The 17,321-nt window shown below is 64.9% G+C and carries 14 protein-coding genes; 6 read left to right on the top strand and 8 right to left on the bottom strand.

The features are described from left to right. Positions 1-82: 82 nt before the first annotated feature. On the bottom strand, positions 83-1,720 hold the full coding sequence (locus GVL61_RS19070) for a class I adenylate-forming enzyme family protein (RefSeq protein ID WP_159982242.1): 1,638 nt from the start codon (positions 1,718-1,720) through the stop codon (positions 83-85). Between the two features lie 283 nt (positions 1,721-2,003). Between GVL61_RS19070 and GVL61_RS19065 the strand changes: the two genes are divergently transcribed. The 3 genes from GVL61_RS19065 (at position 2,004) to GVL61_RS19055 (ending at position 4,629) form a co-directional block, all read left to right on the top strand. Then, positions 2,004-2,684, top strand: a complete 681-nt coding sequence (locus tag GVL61_RS19065; protein ID WP_159982241.1) for a TetR/AcrR family transcriptional regulator — start codon at positions 2,004-2,006, stop codon at positions 2,682-2,684. 231 nt (positions 2,685-2,915) lie between these two features. Then, the gene (locus GVL61_RS19060) at positions 2,916-3,836 is read left to right on the top strand and encodes an SDR family oxidoreductase (protein WP_159982240.1); all 921 of its coding nucleotides are present in this window, start codon (positions 2,916-2,918) and stop codon (positions 3,834-3,836) included. A 34-nt stretch (positions 3,837-3,870) separates the two neighbouring features. Further along, positions 3,871-4,629 (top strand): SDR family oxidoreductase, encoded by a 759-nt coding sequence (locus tag GVL61_RS19055; RefSeq protein WP_159982239.1) that lies wholly within the window; start codon positions 3,871-3,873, stop codon positions 4,627-4,629. Positions 4,630-4,640: 11 nt separating this feature from the next. Here the strand turns inward: GVL61_RS19055 and GVL61_RS19050 are convergent, their stop codons facing one another. The 3 genes from GVL61_RS19050 to GVL61_RS19040 all read right to left on the bottom strand — a co-directional run bounded on the left by GVL61_RS19050 (position 4,641) and on the right by GVL61_RS19040 (position 8,252). Then, positions 4,641-5,135: a methylated-DNA--[protein]-cysteine S-methyltransferase gene (locus GVL61_RS19050; protein WP_159982269.1), complete on the bottom strand. Its 495-nt coding sequence runs from the start codon at positions 5,133-5,135 to the stop codon at positions 4,641-4,643. A 101-nt stretch (positions 5,136-5,236) separates the two neighbouring features. Beyond that, positions 5,237-6,058 (bottom strand): enoyl-CoA hydratase/isomerase family protein, encoded by an 822-nt coding sequence (locus GVL61_RS19045; RefSeq protein ID WP_159982238.1) that lies wholly within the window; start codon positions 6,056-6,058, stop codon positions 5,237-5,239. Positions 6,059-6,068: 10 nt separating this feature from the next. After that, positions 6,069-8,252 carry an acyl-CoA dehydrogenase gene (locus GVL61_RS19040; protein ID WP_159982237.1) on the bottom strand — a complete coding sequence of 728 codons (2,184 nt, stop codon included), beginning with the start codon at positions 8,250-8,252 and terminating at the stop codon, positions 6,069-6,071. Positions 8,253-8,453: 201 nt separating this feature from the next. On the opposite strand from GVL61_RS19040, the gene GVL61_RS19035 reads away from it, so the two are divergent. Both GVL61_RS19035 and GVL61_RS19030 read left to right on the top strand, forming a co-directional pair. Further along, positions 8,454-9,371 (top strand): DUF2889 domain-containing protein, encoded by a 918-nt coding sequence (locus GVL61_RS19035; RefSeq protein ID WP_159982236.1) that lies wholly within the window; start codon positions 8,454-8,456, stop codon positions 9,369-9,371. Next, on the top strand, positions 9,362-10,702 hold the full coding sequence (locus tag GVL61_RS19030; protein WP_159982235.1) for an amidohydrolase family protein: 1,341 nt from the start codon (positions 9,362-9,364) through the stop codon (positions 10,700-10,702). Before GVL61_RS19035 ends, GVL61_RS19030 begins: the two co-directional genes overlap by 10 nt. Before the next feature lie 69 nt (positions 10,703-10,771). Here the strand turns inward: GVL61_RS19030 and GVL61_RS19025 are convergent, their stop codons facing one another. Further along, positions 10,772-12,133 (bottom strand): SRPBCC family protein, encoded by a 1,362-nt coding sequence (locus GVL61_RS19025; protein ID WP_159982234.1) that lies wholly within the window; start codon positions 12,131-12,133, stop codon positions 10,772-10,774. Next, a complete protein-coding gene (locus GVL61_RS19020; protein ID WP_159982268.1) occupies positions 12,130-13,485 on the bottom strand; it encodes an SRPBCC family protein in 1,356 nt (451 codons plus the stop codon). Before GVL61_RS19020 ends, GVL61_RS19025 begins: the two co-directional genes overlap by 4 nt. Before the next feature lie 196 nt (positions 13,486-13,681). Here GVL61_RS19020 and GVL61_RS19015 point away from each other — a divergent pair, with 196 nt between their 5' ends. Continuing rightward, on the top strand, positions 13,682-14,215 hold the full coding sequence (locus GVL61_RS19015; RefSeq protein ID WP_159982233.1) for a VOC family protein: 534 nt from the start codon (positions 13,682-13,684) through the stop codon (positions 14,213-14,215). Between the two features lie 146 nt (positions 14,216-14,361). On the opposite strand, the gene glpK is transcribed toward GVL61_RS19015, so the two are convergent. Beyond that, a complete protein-coding gene (gene glpK / locus GVL61_RS19010; RefSeq protein WP_159982232.1) occupies positions 14,362-15,840 on the bottom strand; it encodes a glycerol kinase GlpK in 1,479 nt (492 codons plus the stop codon). Beyond that, positions 15,837-17,321, bottom strand: a complete 1,485-nt coding sequence (locus GVL61_RS19005) for a glycerol-3-phosphate dehydrogenase (protein ID WP_159982231.1) — start codon at positions 17,319-17,321, stop codon at positions 15,837-15,839. The genes glpK and GVL61_RS19005 overlap by 4 nt, the downstream gene beginning before the upstream one ends.

Genomic DNA, 17,321 nt, shown 5'->3' with positions numbered 1-17,321 from the left:
GTCCGATTGTAGGACCCCTGCGCCTTGCGTTGCAATAAAAAAGACAATCAGGACTGCCTTTTTTATTTTCAGGACCGGCACTTCAGGCCGCCTGCAACTCCGCGATCAGACCTTCACGCAGACGGAATTTCTGGATCTTCGAGGTCGACATCGGCCAGACTTCGACGAAGCGAACATGGCGCGGTACCTTGAAGCCGGCGATACGGCCCTTGCAGTGGTCGATGAGGTCCTGCTCGCTGGCATGCGCGCCCTCGGCCAGTTCGACGAAGGCGGCGGGGACTTCGGCGTAACGCTCGTCCGGCAGTCCCACTACCTGTGCCAGCTTCACCGCCGGGTGAGTCTGGAGCATGGCCTCGATCTCAGCCGCTGCCACGTTTTCGCCGCCCACTTTGAGCATGTCTTTGGTACGGCCGTGGAACATCACGTTGCCGTTCGCATCGATCGATCCAATGTCGCCGGAGAAGAACCAGCCGCCGCGGATCGCCTCTGCCGTCTTCTCCGGGGCATTGTAGTAACCCTTAAGGACGTTGGGGCCGCCAAGGACGATCTCGCCCTGCTCGCCGGGCCCGCAATCAGCGCCGGTTTCGGGATCGACGATGCGGACCTGCCATTCCTCCAACGGGACACCGCAGCGCCCGGTGCGCACTTCGTAGCTGTCGGAAAGGCGACTGGTGGAAACCGTGCCGGCGCCTTCGGTAAGGCCGTAAGTGCCGACCTGGATGGTGTGCGGCATGGCCTCCGCCACCGCCAGCTTGATCCATTCGGGCTGGACGGCGAAATTGGAATTCATGATCCGCAACTTCGAAAGGTCGGTGTCCTTGAAAGTCGGGTGGGTGATGAGGTCCTGCATGATCGTGACGAAGCTTGGATAGGCAATCGTCGCCCCTTCCCGGCCGAGCATTTCCAGCCCCACGCCTGCATCGAACTTCGGGATCGTCATATAGATCCCGCCAAGGTCCAGGATCATCGTCATCGGCAGGATGCCCGCGATATGGAAGATCGGCAGCGGCGACCAGACCTTGTCCTCGCCGGTACACTCGTACCGCACGCCAAGACCGCGACTGTTGGCGACTTGCGCACGGTGGCTGATCATAGCGCCCTTGGGGTTCGCCGTGGTGCCCGAGGTGTAGAGGATCATCGCCGTATCCTGCGGCGACACCGCATCGATCCGCGCATCGATCTCGTCCTCGGCGATCTTCGCGCCTTTCGCGAGGGCGGCGTTCGCGGGCACGAGGTAAGGCGCGCAGCGCTCATCGAGACAGATGATGCTGCGCAGGCGGGGGGCCTCAGGCAAGGAGAGTGCCCAAGGGTCGCCCGCCTGCGTCAGCGAGGGCAGCGCCGCTTCAAGTCGAGCGCTGAAATCGAGGCCGTCGGCTACCTTGCCGGTGGTAATAATCGCCACCAGATCGGCATCGACGGCGACGAAACCCAGTTCCCTAGCCTGATAGCGCGCATTCACCGGCACGGCGACGCCACCGGCCATGGTGATACCGTAGAAGGCGGTGATGAAGTCAAGGCAGGTCGGCAGCAGCAGGCCGACATTGTCGCCCGGCTTCACTCCCATCCCGGCCAGCGCCTTTGCCCAGTCGCGCGCCTTGCGGTTAAGTTCGGCATAGCCCAGCCGCCGGTCCGGGAACACGACCGCATCGCGGTCCGCGAACCTCTGACCCGAGGACCGAATCATTTCACCCATAGTCAGGATTGGCTGCCTGTCGCCCATCGCCTGCTCTCCCAATGTCCTGTGCTCTTTCCGGTCACCCACTGCTGCGGCCGCCGTGCGAAGTCTGTTTGGAGGGAGATTATCAAGCGCATCGAAAATTACAATCAGTCATGCATGTTTTAATTGCACCAACTGCGAAAGCGTCCGATGCGGCGCTATCCGCAGGAAAGGCCGGGCTTTACGCGGGTGCGGCGCTTGCACCGGGGGGCTCCTTGATAGTAAGCGGACTGGATGGCCCGGTGAATTGCAGTCACCGGCGACAGCAATTTCTCAGGCGAATCACATGGCCCTCTCGCGCACGACCAGCACTGCCAAGCCCCGCGCCGCTGCCAAGGCACCGCCCAGGACTGCGAGCGCAAAAACCTCGGGCAACACCTTGCAGGCGACGAAGGCCGCGCAGACGCGCAGCCGGCTGATCGACGCCACCGTGCGCTCCCTCGTCAAGCACGGCTATGCTAACACCACGACCCCGCGCGTGGCGCAGGAAGCGGGTCTTTCGCGCGGGGCGATGATGCACCACTTCGAGAACGGCGCAGCGCTGATCAAGGCGACCATTGTCGAACTGCACGAAAAGCGTCTGCGGGCCTTCCGTCGCGCCGCCGAAAAGCCCGAGCATGATGTCGACACCCTGGTCGAGACCTACTGGGGACAAGTCCAGAAGCCGGCCTTCATCGCCTTTCACGAACTGGCCATGGCCGCGCGCACCGACAAGGACCTTGCCGGGATCATGTTGCCCTTGCAGGAAGAATTTCGCGAGCGCTTCAACGCGCAGGCGGAAGTTCTCTTCCCCGAATGGCGTGTCGATCCGGTAGGCTTCGACCTTGCCATGAACCTGTCGGTGACGATCCTGGAAGGCATGGCGATTGCGGTCCATACCGGGGCAATGGACCCGGTGAAGGTTCCGGCGATGCTCACGCATCTGGAAAGCCAGATCCGTGTCCTGATGGCCCGGCTCGACGACTGACGGGAAGAAAGCCCTCAACTCCCGTATCTCTCCGCCCCAAGCACAAGTTGAACAGCCAGCTTTAACCCGGCTGCCCTTCATCTTCTAAAAACAATCTTGTTTGTCTTTTTGATGCAGCGAGGCTAGCGTGCTTCGCGGTAGAGGAAAAGTTCGGCAGCGACCGAACCTTTACCGTCGATTCGCCCTCCGCTCATGCGATCGATCTAGCCATCGATTTCAAGGACAAGCCATTTGAACGCGCCCAGAGACTTCACCGCAAAGGTCTTCCGCCCCGAGGATGACGGCCCCGACCGTCCGGCGCGGGGGCTTGATGAAGAAGCGCTGCGCGCGCAGACCTCGATCTACCGCGACGACATGCTGGCCGGGCAGACCGTGCTGATTACCGGCGCGGGCAGCGGTATGGGCAAAGCCGCGGCGTTCCTCGCGGCGAAGCTGGGCGCGCAGGTCGCCATCTGCGGGCGCGATGCGGAAAAGCTGCAGACCACCGTCGATCTGGTGAAGGACACTTTCGACAGCGACGTGCTGGCCGTGCCGACCAACATCCGCGATCCCGAAGGCGTCGAGGCGCTGATCGGTGCCGTGCACGACCACTTCGGCGGCCTCGACACCGTGGTCAACAATGCCGGCGGCCAGTTCCCGCAGGACGCCATAGACTTCAGCCGCAAGGGCTGGATGGCGGTGATCGACACCAACCTCAACGGCACATGGTGGATGATGCAGGAAGCCGCCAAACGTTGGCGCGCCGACGGCAAGCCGGGCAACATCATCAACATCGTAGCCAATGTCGAACGTGGCATGCCGCAGGCCGCGCATACCTGTGCCGCGCGCGCCGGGGTGATCTACCTGTCCAAGACGCTGGCCACCGAGTGGTCGCAGTGGAACATCCGCGTGAACTGCATCGGCCCCGGCGTGATCGAGACCGAGGGCTTCCGCATGTATCCCGAAGAAGCCCTCGCCCGCTTCCACAAGGCGAACCCGATGCGGATGCGCGGCAATGCCTGGGACGTGGCGGAATCCATCGCCTACCTCGCATCGCCCGCCGCGCGCTTCATCAACGGCGATCTCATCGTCATCGACGGCGGACAGGCGCAGTGGGGCGTGATCTGGCCAGCCGGGATGCCGGACTACTTCAGCGAAGACGGGGCCGCCTGAGGCTTCCTTCAGATAATAACAAAGGGAGAGCGAAATGGGCCGGGTTGAAGGCAAAGTCGCGCTGGTCACCGGCGGCGGCTCGGGACTGGGCGCGGCGGACTGCGAGGCGCTGGCCCGCGAAGGCGCGGTCGTCGTGGTCACCGATGTGAAGCTGGAACCGGCGCTGGCCGTGGCCGACCGGATCGGTAACGGCGCTCTCGCGATGGCGCTCGATGTTGCCGACGAGGCGCAGTGGATCGCGGTCATGCAGGAGATCGAGGCACGCTTCGGCCGGCTAGACGTGCTGGTGAACAATGCCGGCGTCGTCCTCAGCGCCGATGTCGAGGAAACTAGCCTTGAGCAGTTCCGCTGGGTCAGCGCGATCATGACCGACGGCGTGTTCCTGGGCTGCAAGCACGCGATCCCGCTGATGAACAAAGGGAGCGGCGGCTCTATCGTCAACATGAGTTCGACGGGCGCGCTGCTGGGCTACCCGATCTTCTTCGCCTATTCCGCCGCCAAGGGCGCGGTGCGGGCGATGACCAAGTCGGTCGCGGTGATGTGCCAGGAGAAAGGCTACAAGATCCGCTGCAACTCGGTTCATCCCGGCTCGATCGAAACGCCGATGGTCCAGACCGCCGAGGGACGGCCGGGTCAGACGCGGGAGATACCGGAAGGCGTGCTGCCGCCCGGAACGGCGGGACATCCCAAGGACGTGGCGGCCTTGGTGCTGTACCTCGCCTCCGACGAATCCCGCTTCATAACGGGCGCGGAGATGGTGATCGACAACGGTGTGACGATCCGGCCGTTTTGAGCGGCGCGATTTTACAAAAGAAGGGGCTGGCCCGCCTCCAGCCACAGCAGCCAGGCCTTGGCTTCCAGTCCTCCGGCAAAGCCGGTTAGCCTTCCGCTGGTGCCGATCACCCGGTGGCAGGGCGTGATGATCGAGATCGGGTTACGGCCGTTCGCCGCGCCGACCGCCCGGCTCGCGGTCGGGCGGCCAATGGCCAGAGCGATCTGCGCATAGCTGCGGGTTTCGCCAAAGGGGATATGCAGAAGCGCTTGCCAGACGCTTTTCTGGAAATCGGTGCCGCGAAAATCGAGCGGCAGGTCGAACACCTCGCGGCGGCCTTCGAAATATTCGCGCAGCTGGATTTCGGTATGGGCAAGGACCGGATGGTCGCTACCATCGCCCATGGGGCCAAGCGACACCCGCCCCGGCCTGTCGTCCTCCCACAGCACCGCCACGAGGCCCGCATCGCTGCCGACCAGCGTCAGTTCGCCTACTGGCGAGGCCATTGGTTTGTGAACCAGCGGCATTGTCGAAAGGTGCATGCGAACGAAACCCGAAGAAGCAATTGGCGTGACGGGACCCCTCGTCCGCTTTGCCCGCGCATGTCAATGGCGGCGGCTTCCCCGTGCTACTTCGCCTTGCCGCCGACACCCTTGAGATAGGCTTCCATGCCCTTGATATAATCGGGATTCAGCATGAGAGCACTGTTAGCCATCCGCTCGACATGACGGGCGGAATCGCGGCCGACTTCCGCGCAGAGTTCGATCGCCACCTTGGCGGCGCCCATCTGCTCGCTGTTCTGCTTTGCCAGGTGGCGGCAGAAATCCATGACTTCCGCCTCGAACGTCTCGTCATCGTACACCTGGTGGACGAGGCCCATGGTGAAGGCCATTTCGGCACTCGCGGGCTTGTTCGCCATGATGAGCCAGCGCGCCCAGTGCGGCCCGCAGATGCGCGTCAGGCGCGAAACTCCGCCCGAGGCCGGAAGTACGCCGAACAGACCTTCCGGGAAAGCATAGCCCGCACTTTTCGCGGCGAGGCGAAAGTCGCACGAAAGGCTCATCTCCAGCCCGCCGCCGACGCACATCGCATGGTGGGCAGCAACGATGGGCTTTTCGACATGCTCCATCTCATCCCACAACTGCTGCATGTTGTTGAGGTTGAGGCGGTGGTTCTCGCGTACCTTGCTGGCGGAATTGGCCGCGACGTTCGCCTCGGATGCGATGTTCCGGTTGCCGCCGCGCAGGTCCGCGCCGGAACTGAAATAGCGCCCCGCCGAACGGATCAGCATGACCTTGAGTTCGGGCGTCTCGCGCAGGCGCAATACCGCTTCGGTCAGCAGGTCCATCATCTCGCGGCTGATCGCGTTGAGCTTGTCCGGGCGGTTGAGCGTCACGATGAGGATACCGTCCGTTTCCTCGGTCAGCAGGTGCGGCGCTTCTTCGGTCATCGTCGTCTCCTCAACCACGGGTGCGCGGCAAGCCAAGGCCTCGTTCGGCGACCATCGAGCGGTGCACCTCGCTGGTGCCGCCGTAGATCGTTGTGCCGGCGGCGTGGCGATAGCACTGGTTGAGGAAACCCGCAGGCCCCTCGCGCTTGGAAAGCGATGCGGGCGCGGTCAGGTCCAGCAGGTCGCGGCTGTCGCTGAGGAATTTCTCGGAGGAATACATCTTCGACATCGGCCCGAAGGCGTAGTTCGGCTTCTTTTCCACGCTGGACCACTGGGCGCGGTAGGTCAGCATGTCGGATATCCACAAGTGCGCCACGCTGCGCGCAAGACGGCACTGGGTACGGACCTCGCCCGCGATGCCCAGCTCCCCGGTCAGGTCCACTGCCGCCTCGATCATGGCCTTCATGACCTTGGAGAAACCGCCGCCGTGTTCCAGCTCCAGAGCGGCGCTCATGGTCTTTACACCGCCGTCGATTTCACCAAGACGCCAGCTGTCGGGGATCACCACCCCGTCGTAGAAGGTGATGTTGGTGCGCTCGTCCTGGAAGGTGTGGACGGCCTGGACGGTGACACCTTCGGTCTTGAGCGGCACGATGAACATCGTCAGACCCTTGTGCTTGGGCACGTCGGGATTGGTGCGCGTCAGCATCAGGACGTAACTGGAAAGGTTGGCGCCGCTGGTCCACATCTTGGTGCCGTCGATCCGCCAGGAGCCATCCTCCATCTGCGTCGCCTTGCACTGTGCGGCGAAGACGTCGGAGCCGCACGAAGGCTCCGAATAGCCCAGCGAACACAGCACGTCACCGCCGGTGATCCGGGGCAGGACCTCGGCCTTGAGTTCGTCGCTGCCGTACTTGTCGATCATCATCGCCACCATCGCGGCGACGTTCGCACCGGGCGTATTGTACCCCTGCCGCTCCATCTCGCCCATCGCGGCAATACGCGCATAGGGGGTGATGTTGCGGCCAGAGAGGTGCTCGGGCAGGCCGGGGAACAGCAGGCTGTGGTCAGCCAGCATCTTGTGGACTTCCGGGACGTAGCCTTCCCAGGAATAGTGGAACCGCGCCTTCATTTCGGGCGTCACCTTGGCGGCGAACAGTTCGGCGATCTCGGCGCAAACGGCGCGGGCTTCCTCGCCCAGGTCGAAGTCCAGCGGGACTTCGCCGGAAGCCGGGAGGGCTGCCACTTCGCCCGCGTAAAGGCGGCGGCCTGCTTCCTCCAGCATGAGCGCGGGATCGCCCGCGACCAGCGGCCAGCCCTTGGCGCGCAGGTTGTAGAGGTGGATGTCGTACTCGCTCGACAGGCCGAAGCCGCCGAACGTGTGAAGCCCCTGCGCGACAGCGCGCGCTGCAGCGTCGCAGGCGTACCAGTAGGCGAGCGAGATCGTCGCGCCCGCCTCGGCGGAATTGTCGTATATGTCGCGGATGGATTTCCAGGCGAGGAACTTGGCGCCGTCCACGTCGCAAAGCAGGTCGGCCAGCGGGTGAGAGATGCCCTGGAACGTGCCGATCAGCTGGCCGAACGCCTTGCGCTCACCGGCATATTCGGCCGCCATTTTCAGAGCCTGCCGCCCAATGCCCGAAAGGCCGACGGCGATGTAGAGCTTCCACTCCTCCACGGCGGCGGCGAAGGTCGCCAGCGCGTCCTCGCCCGAGGCGAGCACCACCGTCTCGCCCGAAGCAAGGTCGATTTCGGCGATGGGGGTCGTGGCGAGGTTCGCCTCGCCCTTGCCCGTTACCGTGACCAGCACCACGTCCGAGCCGCGCCGGGCCACCACGGCCTGCGCTACCGCGCCGCCGGCGATCCACTGTACCGGCCTTGCCGCGATGTCGTGCATGGCGATGGTGACCACCGCCTCGCCGCCGATCGCCTGTTCGAGCAATGCGTCCTGCCCGCCCAGTTGACCCAGCAGCCGCGCCGCGACGAGCGCTTCGGCCAGCGGCCCGGAAACCAGCGTGCGCCCGGCCTCCTCCATCAGCAGCGCCGCATCGAACAGGCCGAGATCCATGCCGCCCGCATCTTCAGGCACGCGCATCGCGAAGGCGCCGAGTTCGGCAAGGCCGCTCCACAGCCCCGCGTCGAAGCCTGCCGTTTCCTGTGCCTTGCGCACGCGCACGGTGCTGGAATGCTCGTCGAGAAAGCGCGCGAAAGTGTCGCGCATCATTTCCTGTTCGTCGGTGAGGTCGAAGTTCATGGCAGACTTTCCCGGGGATTATCGTTGTGATGCGGCACTCTCGGACGCGCCTCTCTATGGTCATGAACACAGCTTGGAGGGGCGTTCAATCCGCCCGCCGCTGCAATCGCGGGCGCGATGTGCAGGCCCCTCCAGAGCGCTGGAAACATGCCCAAGGGCACACCGCCAGTCCCTGTTCGGGAAGGGGTGATCGCACATGCGATGGCTCGCATCGTGCCCTCGGCCGACTGGCAAGGCGCCCGAGGGAACGATAGTGTCTGCTATCCCGCCGCACAGATGAGGAGTCCCTCGATCCGTCCGTCGCACCGCCTTGACCTGCATCCACCCGGGGACGTGTTCGCCATGCCCGGCTATCGCCGCGTGATCCGTATCGAACCGGGCAAAAGTGTGGTGCGCTCGATGCTGGAAGACGACCTTCACGCCATGCTGGTCGAACTCCGGCACGAAGCGGGTGTGGTGATGAGCGTCGCTGCCTTCATGGACCGCGCACCATGGTCGCCATGCCCCGGCGCCGAGAAGGTGCTGGGCGATACCTTCACCGGCCTGCCCCTCACGCAAGTCACCGCAAGGCGTGACAAACAGGCGAACTGCACGCACCTTCACGACCTTGCGGTGCTGGCCGCGAGCCATGCGACCGATGCCGGCCCAAGCGAATACTCGATTGCCGCCAGCGATCCATGCGGCGCTAGACGCGTGCTCGAAATCCGACGCGACGGCGCCGTGCTCCACCATTGGATCGAGCAGGAGGGGGTGCTCACCGCGCCCGGCGCGATCGCGGGGCAGTCGCTGGTGACTTTGCGGGACTGGATCGCCGGGCTTTCCGGCGAGGAGCAGGAAGCGGCACGGCTGCTTCAATGGGCGGCTCTGGTGGCGCATGGCCGCACTCTTACCGAAGCCGAAAAGCATGCAGCGCTGTTCCACCGTCCGAGTTGCTACACCATGCAGCCCGAACGCGCCGAACTGGCACGGGCAAAGGCACCGACACAGGATTTCAGCCAAGGCCCCCGCCCGCCCCTTGCGGGAATGGCGGCGCGGTTCGAGGCCAGCCGGAAAGAACGAGAACCGGGCGAAGAAAGCCCTGCACCTTCACGAAGAATGGGAGACGAGAGATGGAAATGAACGACATGGTGCTGATCAGCGTGGACGATCACATCAGCGAACCGCCCGACATGTTCCAGAACCACCTGTCCGGTGCCCTGTTGGAAAGCGCGCCCAAGATGGTCAAGGACGAAAACGGCAAGGACCTGTGGGTTTATCAGGGTCAGAGCTTCGCCTCAGTGGCGCTCAACGCCGTGGTCGGCCGCCCCTTCGAGGAATACGGCATGGAGCCGACCTCGCTCGACCAGCTACGCGACGGGGTCTACCGCGTCGATGCGCGGGTCAAGGACATGGACGTGAACGGCGTCGCCGCCTCGCTCAACTTCGGCTCGGTGTTCGATTTCGCGGGTGGGCGGCTGCACCGGGTGCCGGACAAGGCGCTCGCAGTGAAGCACGTCAGCGCCTACAACGACTGGCATATCGATGAATGGTGCGGCGCCCATCCGGGCCGCTTCATCCCCTGCGCCATCCTGCCGACATGGGACATGGACGCGACAATCGCCGAACTGAAACGCGTCACCGCCAAGGGGTGCCACACCGTCTCGATCAGCGAGAACCCGACCTGCCAGGGCCTGCCCAGCATCCATAACGAATACTGGGACCCGTTCTACAAGGCGATCACCGATCTCGACATGACGATCTGCATCCACATCGGCGGCGGCAACCCGGCGCCGCATGCCTCGATGGAGACGCCAATCGAAGCATGGATTTCCACCATGCCGATGTCGATCGCCTATGCCGCCTCGGACTGGCTGCAACTGGAAGCGCTGCACAAGTACCCCGACATGCGCATTGCCCTGTCCGAAGGCTCGATCGGGTGGGTGCCCTATTTCACCGAGCGCGCCGATTTCTCGAACTCGCGCCACAAGTACTGGACCAACTCGCGTTTCCAGGACCTGAAGCCGAGCGAAATGTTCAAGCGGCACTTCCTGAACTGCTTCATCGACGATGCCTTCGGCCTGCAGAACGTCCAGTTCATCGGCGAGGACAATATCGCTTACGAATGCGACTATCCGCACTCGGACACGCTCTGGCCCGAAGTGCCCGAGCGGCTCTGGCCGACGATCAAGCACCTCACCGACACGCAGATCGACAAGATCACCCATGGCAACGCGATGCGCTGGTTCCGCTTCGACCCCTTCCAGCATCATGCGAAAGCGGACCTCACCGTCGGCGCTCTGCGCGCGCAGGCGAAGGCGGCGGGGGTCGACATCAGCCCCAAGTCCTCGCTGGGCGAACGCCCGCTGGAAGAAGGCGACATGCGTCCGGTCACATCGGGCGACATCATGAAGATGTTCATGCGCCACGAAGACGGCGACCGCATGAGCCGCATGGTCAAGCAGGGCGCCTGATGGCAAGCGGGAGGTGGTGACCGCTCTCCGGTGGCCACCTCCCGCGCCCTTCCCTATCACTGCATCGGATCAGGCGCCGGACGGCACCTTTTCCAGCCAGCGATCGAGTTCCTTGTGGAAGTGCCGCAGCCGCGCTTCCTGTTCGCCCCATAGCGGACCGCGAAAACCGCGTGACCTTGCGCCGGCCTGCACGATCGGCAGAAGGTCGGAGTCCTGGTCCAGCACCTCGCCCATGCCGGGCGGCTCGCCAAGGCCGGTGTGGACTGGATCCGGCCGGGTGGCGCCGGTCACGTCGACATCGGCCCCCAGCCCCATCCACCCCGGCGCACCGTAGCCGGGCACGTCGACGTGGCGGTAGAGGATCGTCGTCTCGTAGGTGAACTGCTCGGGGTCGCTGGCGTGCGGCTTGAAGCGGTGGAGGAACACTGCCTCGGGGTGGCAGCCCAGTTGCATGTTCGGGAAGATGCCAAAGATCGTGCTGTCGGTCAGCTGCGCATCGGAGAAGTGCGAATAGTCGATCCCCATATGCGCGGCGCGTTCGCGCTTGGCGTGGGCCACGGCGGCGCGGCTGTCCATTGCGGTGCCGGCGAAGCTCTCCGGGTCGATCCCCGCATCGGCCAGCAGCATGGCGATGCCGGGGTTGATCGCCTCCTGATCGGGGAAATGCGAATTGGGCTGCGCCATCGGCACGAACTGGCGCGAGAGGCCGCCGGGGAACAGGTCGATATGGGTGCGGTCGTCGATCACGCCCATGGTCTGCGGGTGGATGGCGTGGAGGTGATAGCTTTCGTAGAACGCGTCGATCCCGCCTTTCCAGTTCGCCGCCCAGTCAGAGCGACGGTGCTGCACGACATGCATCCGGTCCATGCCGTAAGTCTCCAGCATCGGCAGGATCGGGGCGAGGAACTCGGCCAGCGGCGCCGCGTCCTTGTCCATGTTGATGAACACCAGCCCCACCGCTTCTTCGGCGCGAACCGAGGTAAGATTGATATCATGGCACAGCACTTCGGGGCGGAAGGTCTCCGGGTCGGTCACCTTCTGGTTGTGTCCATCCAGGCCGAAACGCCACGAATGGAACGGGCAGGTAAAGCTGTCCTGACTGCCCATCTCACCAGTGACGAGGCGGCTGCCGCGATGCGGGCACACGTTGTAATGCGCCGCGACCGAGCCGTCCTCCTGCCGCACGACGATGAAACTTTCCGGGCCGATATCGAACTTCACCCAGTCGCCCGCCTCGACCAGATCGCTGGACGGCGCGGCAAGCAGCCAGGTGCGGGCGAACACCTCGTCCCACTCGCGCGCGAAGAATTCGGGCGAGGTGTAACGCACCGGATCGAGCCGGTCCGCGCCATTGTCGATAACAGCGGCAGGTTTGTCGAAAGGATGCTGCGAGCCTTTATGGACGGCCCAACTGCGCGGATCGTAATTCATACGCTCCGCTCCATCCGGCGATCCAGTTCGGCGTGGAAGTGGCGCAGGCGACCTTCCTGTTCGCTCCACAGTGGCCCCCGGAAACCCCGCGAACGCGCGCCGGCCTGCACGATCGGCAGGAGGTCGGAATCCTGATCGAGCACTTCGCCAAGTCCCGGCGGTTCGCCAAGGCCGGTGTGGACGATCTCGGGCCGGGTGCGCCCGCTCATGTCGATTTCCGGCCCCAGCCCCATCCATGCCGGGGCGCTGTAACCGGGCGCATCGACGTGACGGTAGAGGATGCAGGTGTCGTAGGTGAACTGGTTCGGATCGCTGGCGTGCGGCATGAAGCGATGGAGGAAGATCGCCTCAGGATGGCAGCCGATCTGGCCATTGGGGAACAGCGAATAGACCACCGAATCGCTGAGCTGGCTGTCGCTGAACTTTTCGTACCCCAGCCCCAGTTCGTCGGAACGGCGGCGCTTGGCTTTCTGCACGTCCGACCGGGTCTGCGCGGCAGAGCCTTCGTAGCTGGCCGGATCGATCCCGGCGTCGCGCAGCATCGCCTGGATGCCGGGATTGACCGTCTCCTGATCCGGGAAGCGCGCGGCGGGCTGGGCAAAGGGCACGAACTGGCGCGAGAGGCCGCCGGGCCACAGGTCGATCTGGGTGCGGTCGTCCATCAGGCACTGGGTCTGCGGGTGGACGGCGTGGAGGTGGTAGATCTCGGCAAAGGCATCGACCCCGCCTTTCCAGTTCGCGCCCCAGTCCGACCGGCGGTGCTGGACGACGTACATCTGGTCGATCTCGTAAAGTTCGAGCTGCGGCAGGATCGGCGCCAGCCACTGCTTCAGCGGCTCGATTTCGGAGTCCATCGAGATGAACACCAGGCCCACCGCCACCTCGCAGCGCACCGAGGTCAAATTGCGGTCATGGCACAGCACCTCGGAGCGGAATGTCTCAGGATCAGTAACGGCGACGTTGTGGCCTTCCAGGTCGAACTTCCACGAATGGAACGGGCAGGTGAAACGGTCGAGCGATCCGAAATCCGTCGTCACCAGCCGGCTGCCGCGGTGCGGGCAGACGTTGTAGTGCGCATGGATCGCATCGTCCGCGCCGCGCACGATGATGAAGCTTTCCGGGCCGATGTCGAAAGTGAAGAAGTCGCCTTCCTCGGGGATATCGGAGGCCGGGCCGGCAAACAGCCAGCTCTTTGCGAAAACCTTCTCCCACTCCTCCCGCATGAAGCTGCGGTCATGATAGCGGCGCGGATCGGAGCGGCCGGTGCCATTATCGATCGCCGGGCGCACGCGCGCGTTGAAGGGGTGGGGCGTGCCGACGTGGATGTTCCAGTCGTCGAAATCGAGCTTCATCATGGTCATCCCTCTCCTCTGGGACACCGCCTTGCCGGCCGGCGAAAGCGATCCTCCCCGGCGGTCGGCTCTCTTCGGCCGAATCGCACCGGGGTGGACATTCATTAGAAAACAGTCATGATTGTTTTTCAAGTATGATCGCGACCCTGTGCGACGATAGGACACGGGAACGCGGCGCAACGGGAGAATGCCGACGATGAGCCGGATTTACGGAAAGATTTTCCAGGTCGCCTATGTCGTGCCCGATCTGGACGAGGCGGTCTCGCACTGGACGCAGACAATGGGCGTGGGGCCGTTCTACGATTTTCCCATTCCCCTGCCCTTCGAGGAACTGGCGGTGGACGAACGCCCTGCGCCGCTGGACGAGCCGATCTTCGGCGGGGTATCGATCAGCTACAGCGGCGATACCATGATCGAACTGATCCAGCCCGGCACCGCGCCTTCGACCTACCGCGACTTTCTGGAAAGCGGGAAAAGCGGCGTGCACCACTACGGCACCTGGATCGATGATTACGAGGCAACGCTGGCCCGGGCGAGAGCAGACGGCGTGCCGGTGCTGCTGGAAGGGCGCCTGCCGCTATCGCGCTTCGCCTATCTCGACACGGCACGCGATGGCCTCAGCCCGCTGGTCGAGGTGATCAAACCGCTGCCGCCGATGGTGGAACTGTTCGACATGATCCGCAGCGCCGCAGCGCAGTGGGACGGAAGCGATCCGCGCCGGACGATCTGACTGAAGACCCAACGCCCGTGCTAACGGTCTAAGCTGGCTCTACCCGATGCGGCAAGCCGGCTTATCCGTTTACCCTCATGCCGCACCCGTCTTGCGCGGAGGAACGCGTGAACAGGTGCCGGGCGCCGAGTGCGATCCCGCCGCGCTTAGCCCAGCCCGTCAATATGGCGGCGCAGGCCTGACTGCCACGGTTCGATCCGGGCGCTGCGGGTCGCATCGTCCATCGACGGGGTGAAGCGGGTGAGCGCGCCGCCCATCGTCATCGCATCCTCCAGCGAGGCATGAAGGCCCACGCCCACGCCCGCCAGCATCGCCGCGCCCAGTGCGGTCGTCTCCGTGTCGGCGGGGCGTTCCACCGGCAGGGCGAGGATATCGGCAAGGTCCTGCGCCATCCAGTTGTTGGCGCTCATGCCGCCGTCGATGCGCAGCATCTTCCAGTCGGCCCCGTCCGCCGCGAAGGCTGCCTGCAGGTCGTGGCACTGGTGGGCCAGCGATTCCATCGCCGCGCGCACGATATGGGCGCGGCTGGTGCCCTGCGTCAGGCCGGTGACGACGCCGGTCGCATCGGGCTTCCAGTGCGGCGCGCCCAGCCCCGCCAGCGCGGGCAGGAACAGGACGCCACCGTTGTCCGGCACGGCGCGGGCCAGTTCCTCGCTTTCCGCCGCAGTGCGGATGACGCCCAGCTCGTCGCGCAGCCACTTGATGAGGCTGCCCGCCACGAAGATTGAGCCTTCCAATGCATAAGTCCGCTTCCCGTCCTGCTGGCACAGGACCGTGCCGAGCAGCCGGTGCGAGGAACGCGGCAGCGTCGATCCCATGTTCGTCAGGATGAAAGCGCCGGTGCCGAAGGTCGCCTTGGTATCGCCGATGGCAAGGCAATGCTGGCCGATCGTCGCCGACTGCTGATCCCCCGCCAGCCCGCTGATCGGGATCGCCGCACCCAGCAGCGCCGCATCGCAGGCGCCGACGATCCCGGCGGTATCGACTACCTTGGGCAGCGCCGCGCGGGGCACCCCGAACAGGGCGAGCAGGTCATCGTCCCAGTCCGGCCCGTCTAGGGCCAGAAGCTGCGTGCGGCTGGCATTGCTGGCGTCCGAGACATGCAGGCCGCCGGTCAGCTTCCACACCAGCCAGCTTTCGACCGTACCCAGCGCCAGCCGGTCCCCCAGCGCGCGCGCCTGCGGCACGTTGTCGAGGATCCAGCGCATCTTGGTGCCGGAAAAATAGGGGTCGATGACCAGCCCGGTGCGGGCCTGCAGCATCTCCTCATGCCCGCCCTCGCGAAGCCGGGCGCAGTGGGCGGCGGTGCGGCGATCCTGCCAGACGATAGCGCGGGTGATCGGCTCGCCCGTGCTGCGATCCCATGCGACGACCGTCTCGCGCTGGTTGGTGATGCCCAGCGCGGCGATGCGATCCGCGCCGCCCAGTTTGGCGATCACCGCTCGCGCGCAGGCAAGGGTCTTGTCCCAGATTTCCGAGGCGTCATGTTCGACGTGACCCGGCTCCGGATAATACTGCGTCAGTTCCGCCTGCGCGACATGGAGGATCTTTCCGTCCGGCGCGTAGACGATGGCGCGCGTGGAGGTGGTCCCTTCGTCGAGGACCAGAATATGTTCGCCCTTCACCGCTTCTCACCCATGTATTCTTCCAACTTTGCAACTTGCACGGCATCGAGCCGCAGCCCCAGCTTGGTACGGCGCCACAGCACGTCCTGCGCACAAGTGGCCCATTCGCGCGCGATCAGATAGTCTACTTCCGCAGCGGTAAGACCGTAGCCGAAATGCGTGCCCAGCATGGCCAGATCGCTCGCCCCGCCCAGCCAGGTGCGAGCGAGGGTTCCATAGGCGCGGGCGATGCGGTCCACAGTCGCAGGGCCGAGAAAGGGATAACCGCGGGCCAGATCGGCCTTCAGGTCCTCGATCCCCTGCATCGGAAAATCGCCGCCGGGAAGCGGGGCACTCGCCGTCCAGTCCTTGCCGGTCAGCGAGGGCACGAGGGGCGCCAGTTTCTCCACCGCATCCTTGGCGAGGTGGCGGTAGGTCGTAATCTTGCCGCCGAACACCGAGAGCAGCGGCGCCGCCCCCTGTAAGTCCAGATCGAGGTCGAAGCTGTAACCGCGCGTCGCCGCCTCGGGCTTGCCTGAACCGTCGTCGGTCAGCGGGCGCACGCCGGAATAGCTCCACACGACATCGGTGGGGGCGATGGCCTTGGCGAAGTAGGCATTGGCCGCCTCGCACAGGTAGGCGATCTCCTCCGCGCTGGCCTTCACTGCACTCAAAGGGCCTTCGTGGTCGCGGTCGGTCGTGCCGATCAGGGTGAAGTCATCCTGATAGGGGATCGCGAAGAAAATGCGCCCGTCCGGGATCTGAAAGAAATAGGCGTAGGCGTGGTCGAACAGGCGCGGCACGACGATGTGCGAGCCGCGCACCAGACGCATCCGCCGCTCGGTCTTTTCACCGGCGCGGCCCAGCATGTCGAGCACCGAGGGACCGGCGGCGTTTACCACCGCCTCGGCGCGAAAACGGTTCGCCCCGCTGCGGATCGACCACTCCGCGCCCCTGCGCTCCAACCCATCGACGGGGGTGCGGGTAAGGATGGTCGCGCCCCGGTCCGCCGCGTCGCGCGCGTTGAGGACGACGAGGCGGGCATCGTCCACCCAGCCGTCCGAATAGACGAAGGCCGGGCCGAAGCCGGTCTTCAGCGGCTTGCCCGCCGGGTGCCGGTGCAGGTCGATGGATTCGGTCGCCGGCAGCGCGCGGCGACCGCCGATGTGGTCGTAAATAAACAGGCCGAGGCGCAGCAGCCAGCGCGGGCGCAGGCCCTTCACATGCGGCAGGACGAAGCGCATCGGCCGGATGATGTGCGGGGCGATGGCCCATAGCCGTTCCCGCTCCGACAATGCCTCGCGGACCAGCGCGAACTCGTAGTGTTCGAGGTAGCGCAGGCCGCCGTGGATCAGCTTGGTCGAGGCGGAGGAGGTGCCGCCGGCCAGGTCGCCCTGCTCCAGCAACAGCACTTTGGCGCCGCGCCCGGCGGCGTCGCGGGCAATACCGCAGCCGTTCACGCCGCCGCCGATGATCGCGATATCGTAGAGGGTTTCGCTCAT

The sequence above is a fragment of the Novosphingobium sp. 18050 genome (genome assembly GCF_902706195.1).
In the GTDB taxonomy this organism is placed as follows: Bacteria; Pseudomonadota; Alphaproteobacteria; order Sphingomonadales; family Sphingomonadaceae; genus Novosphingobium.
The sequence above is the reverse complement of the archived record's forward strand: the minus strand, read 5'-3'. Positions and strand labels throughout refer to the sequence as shown.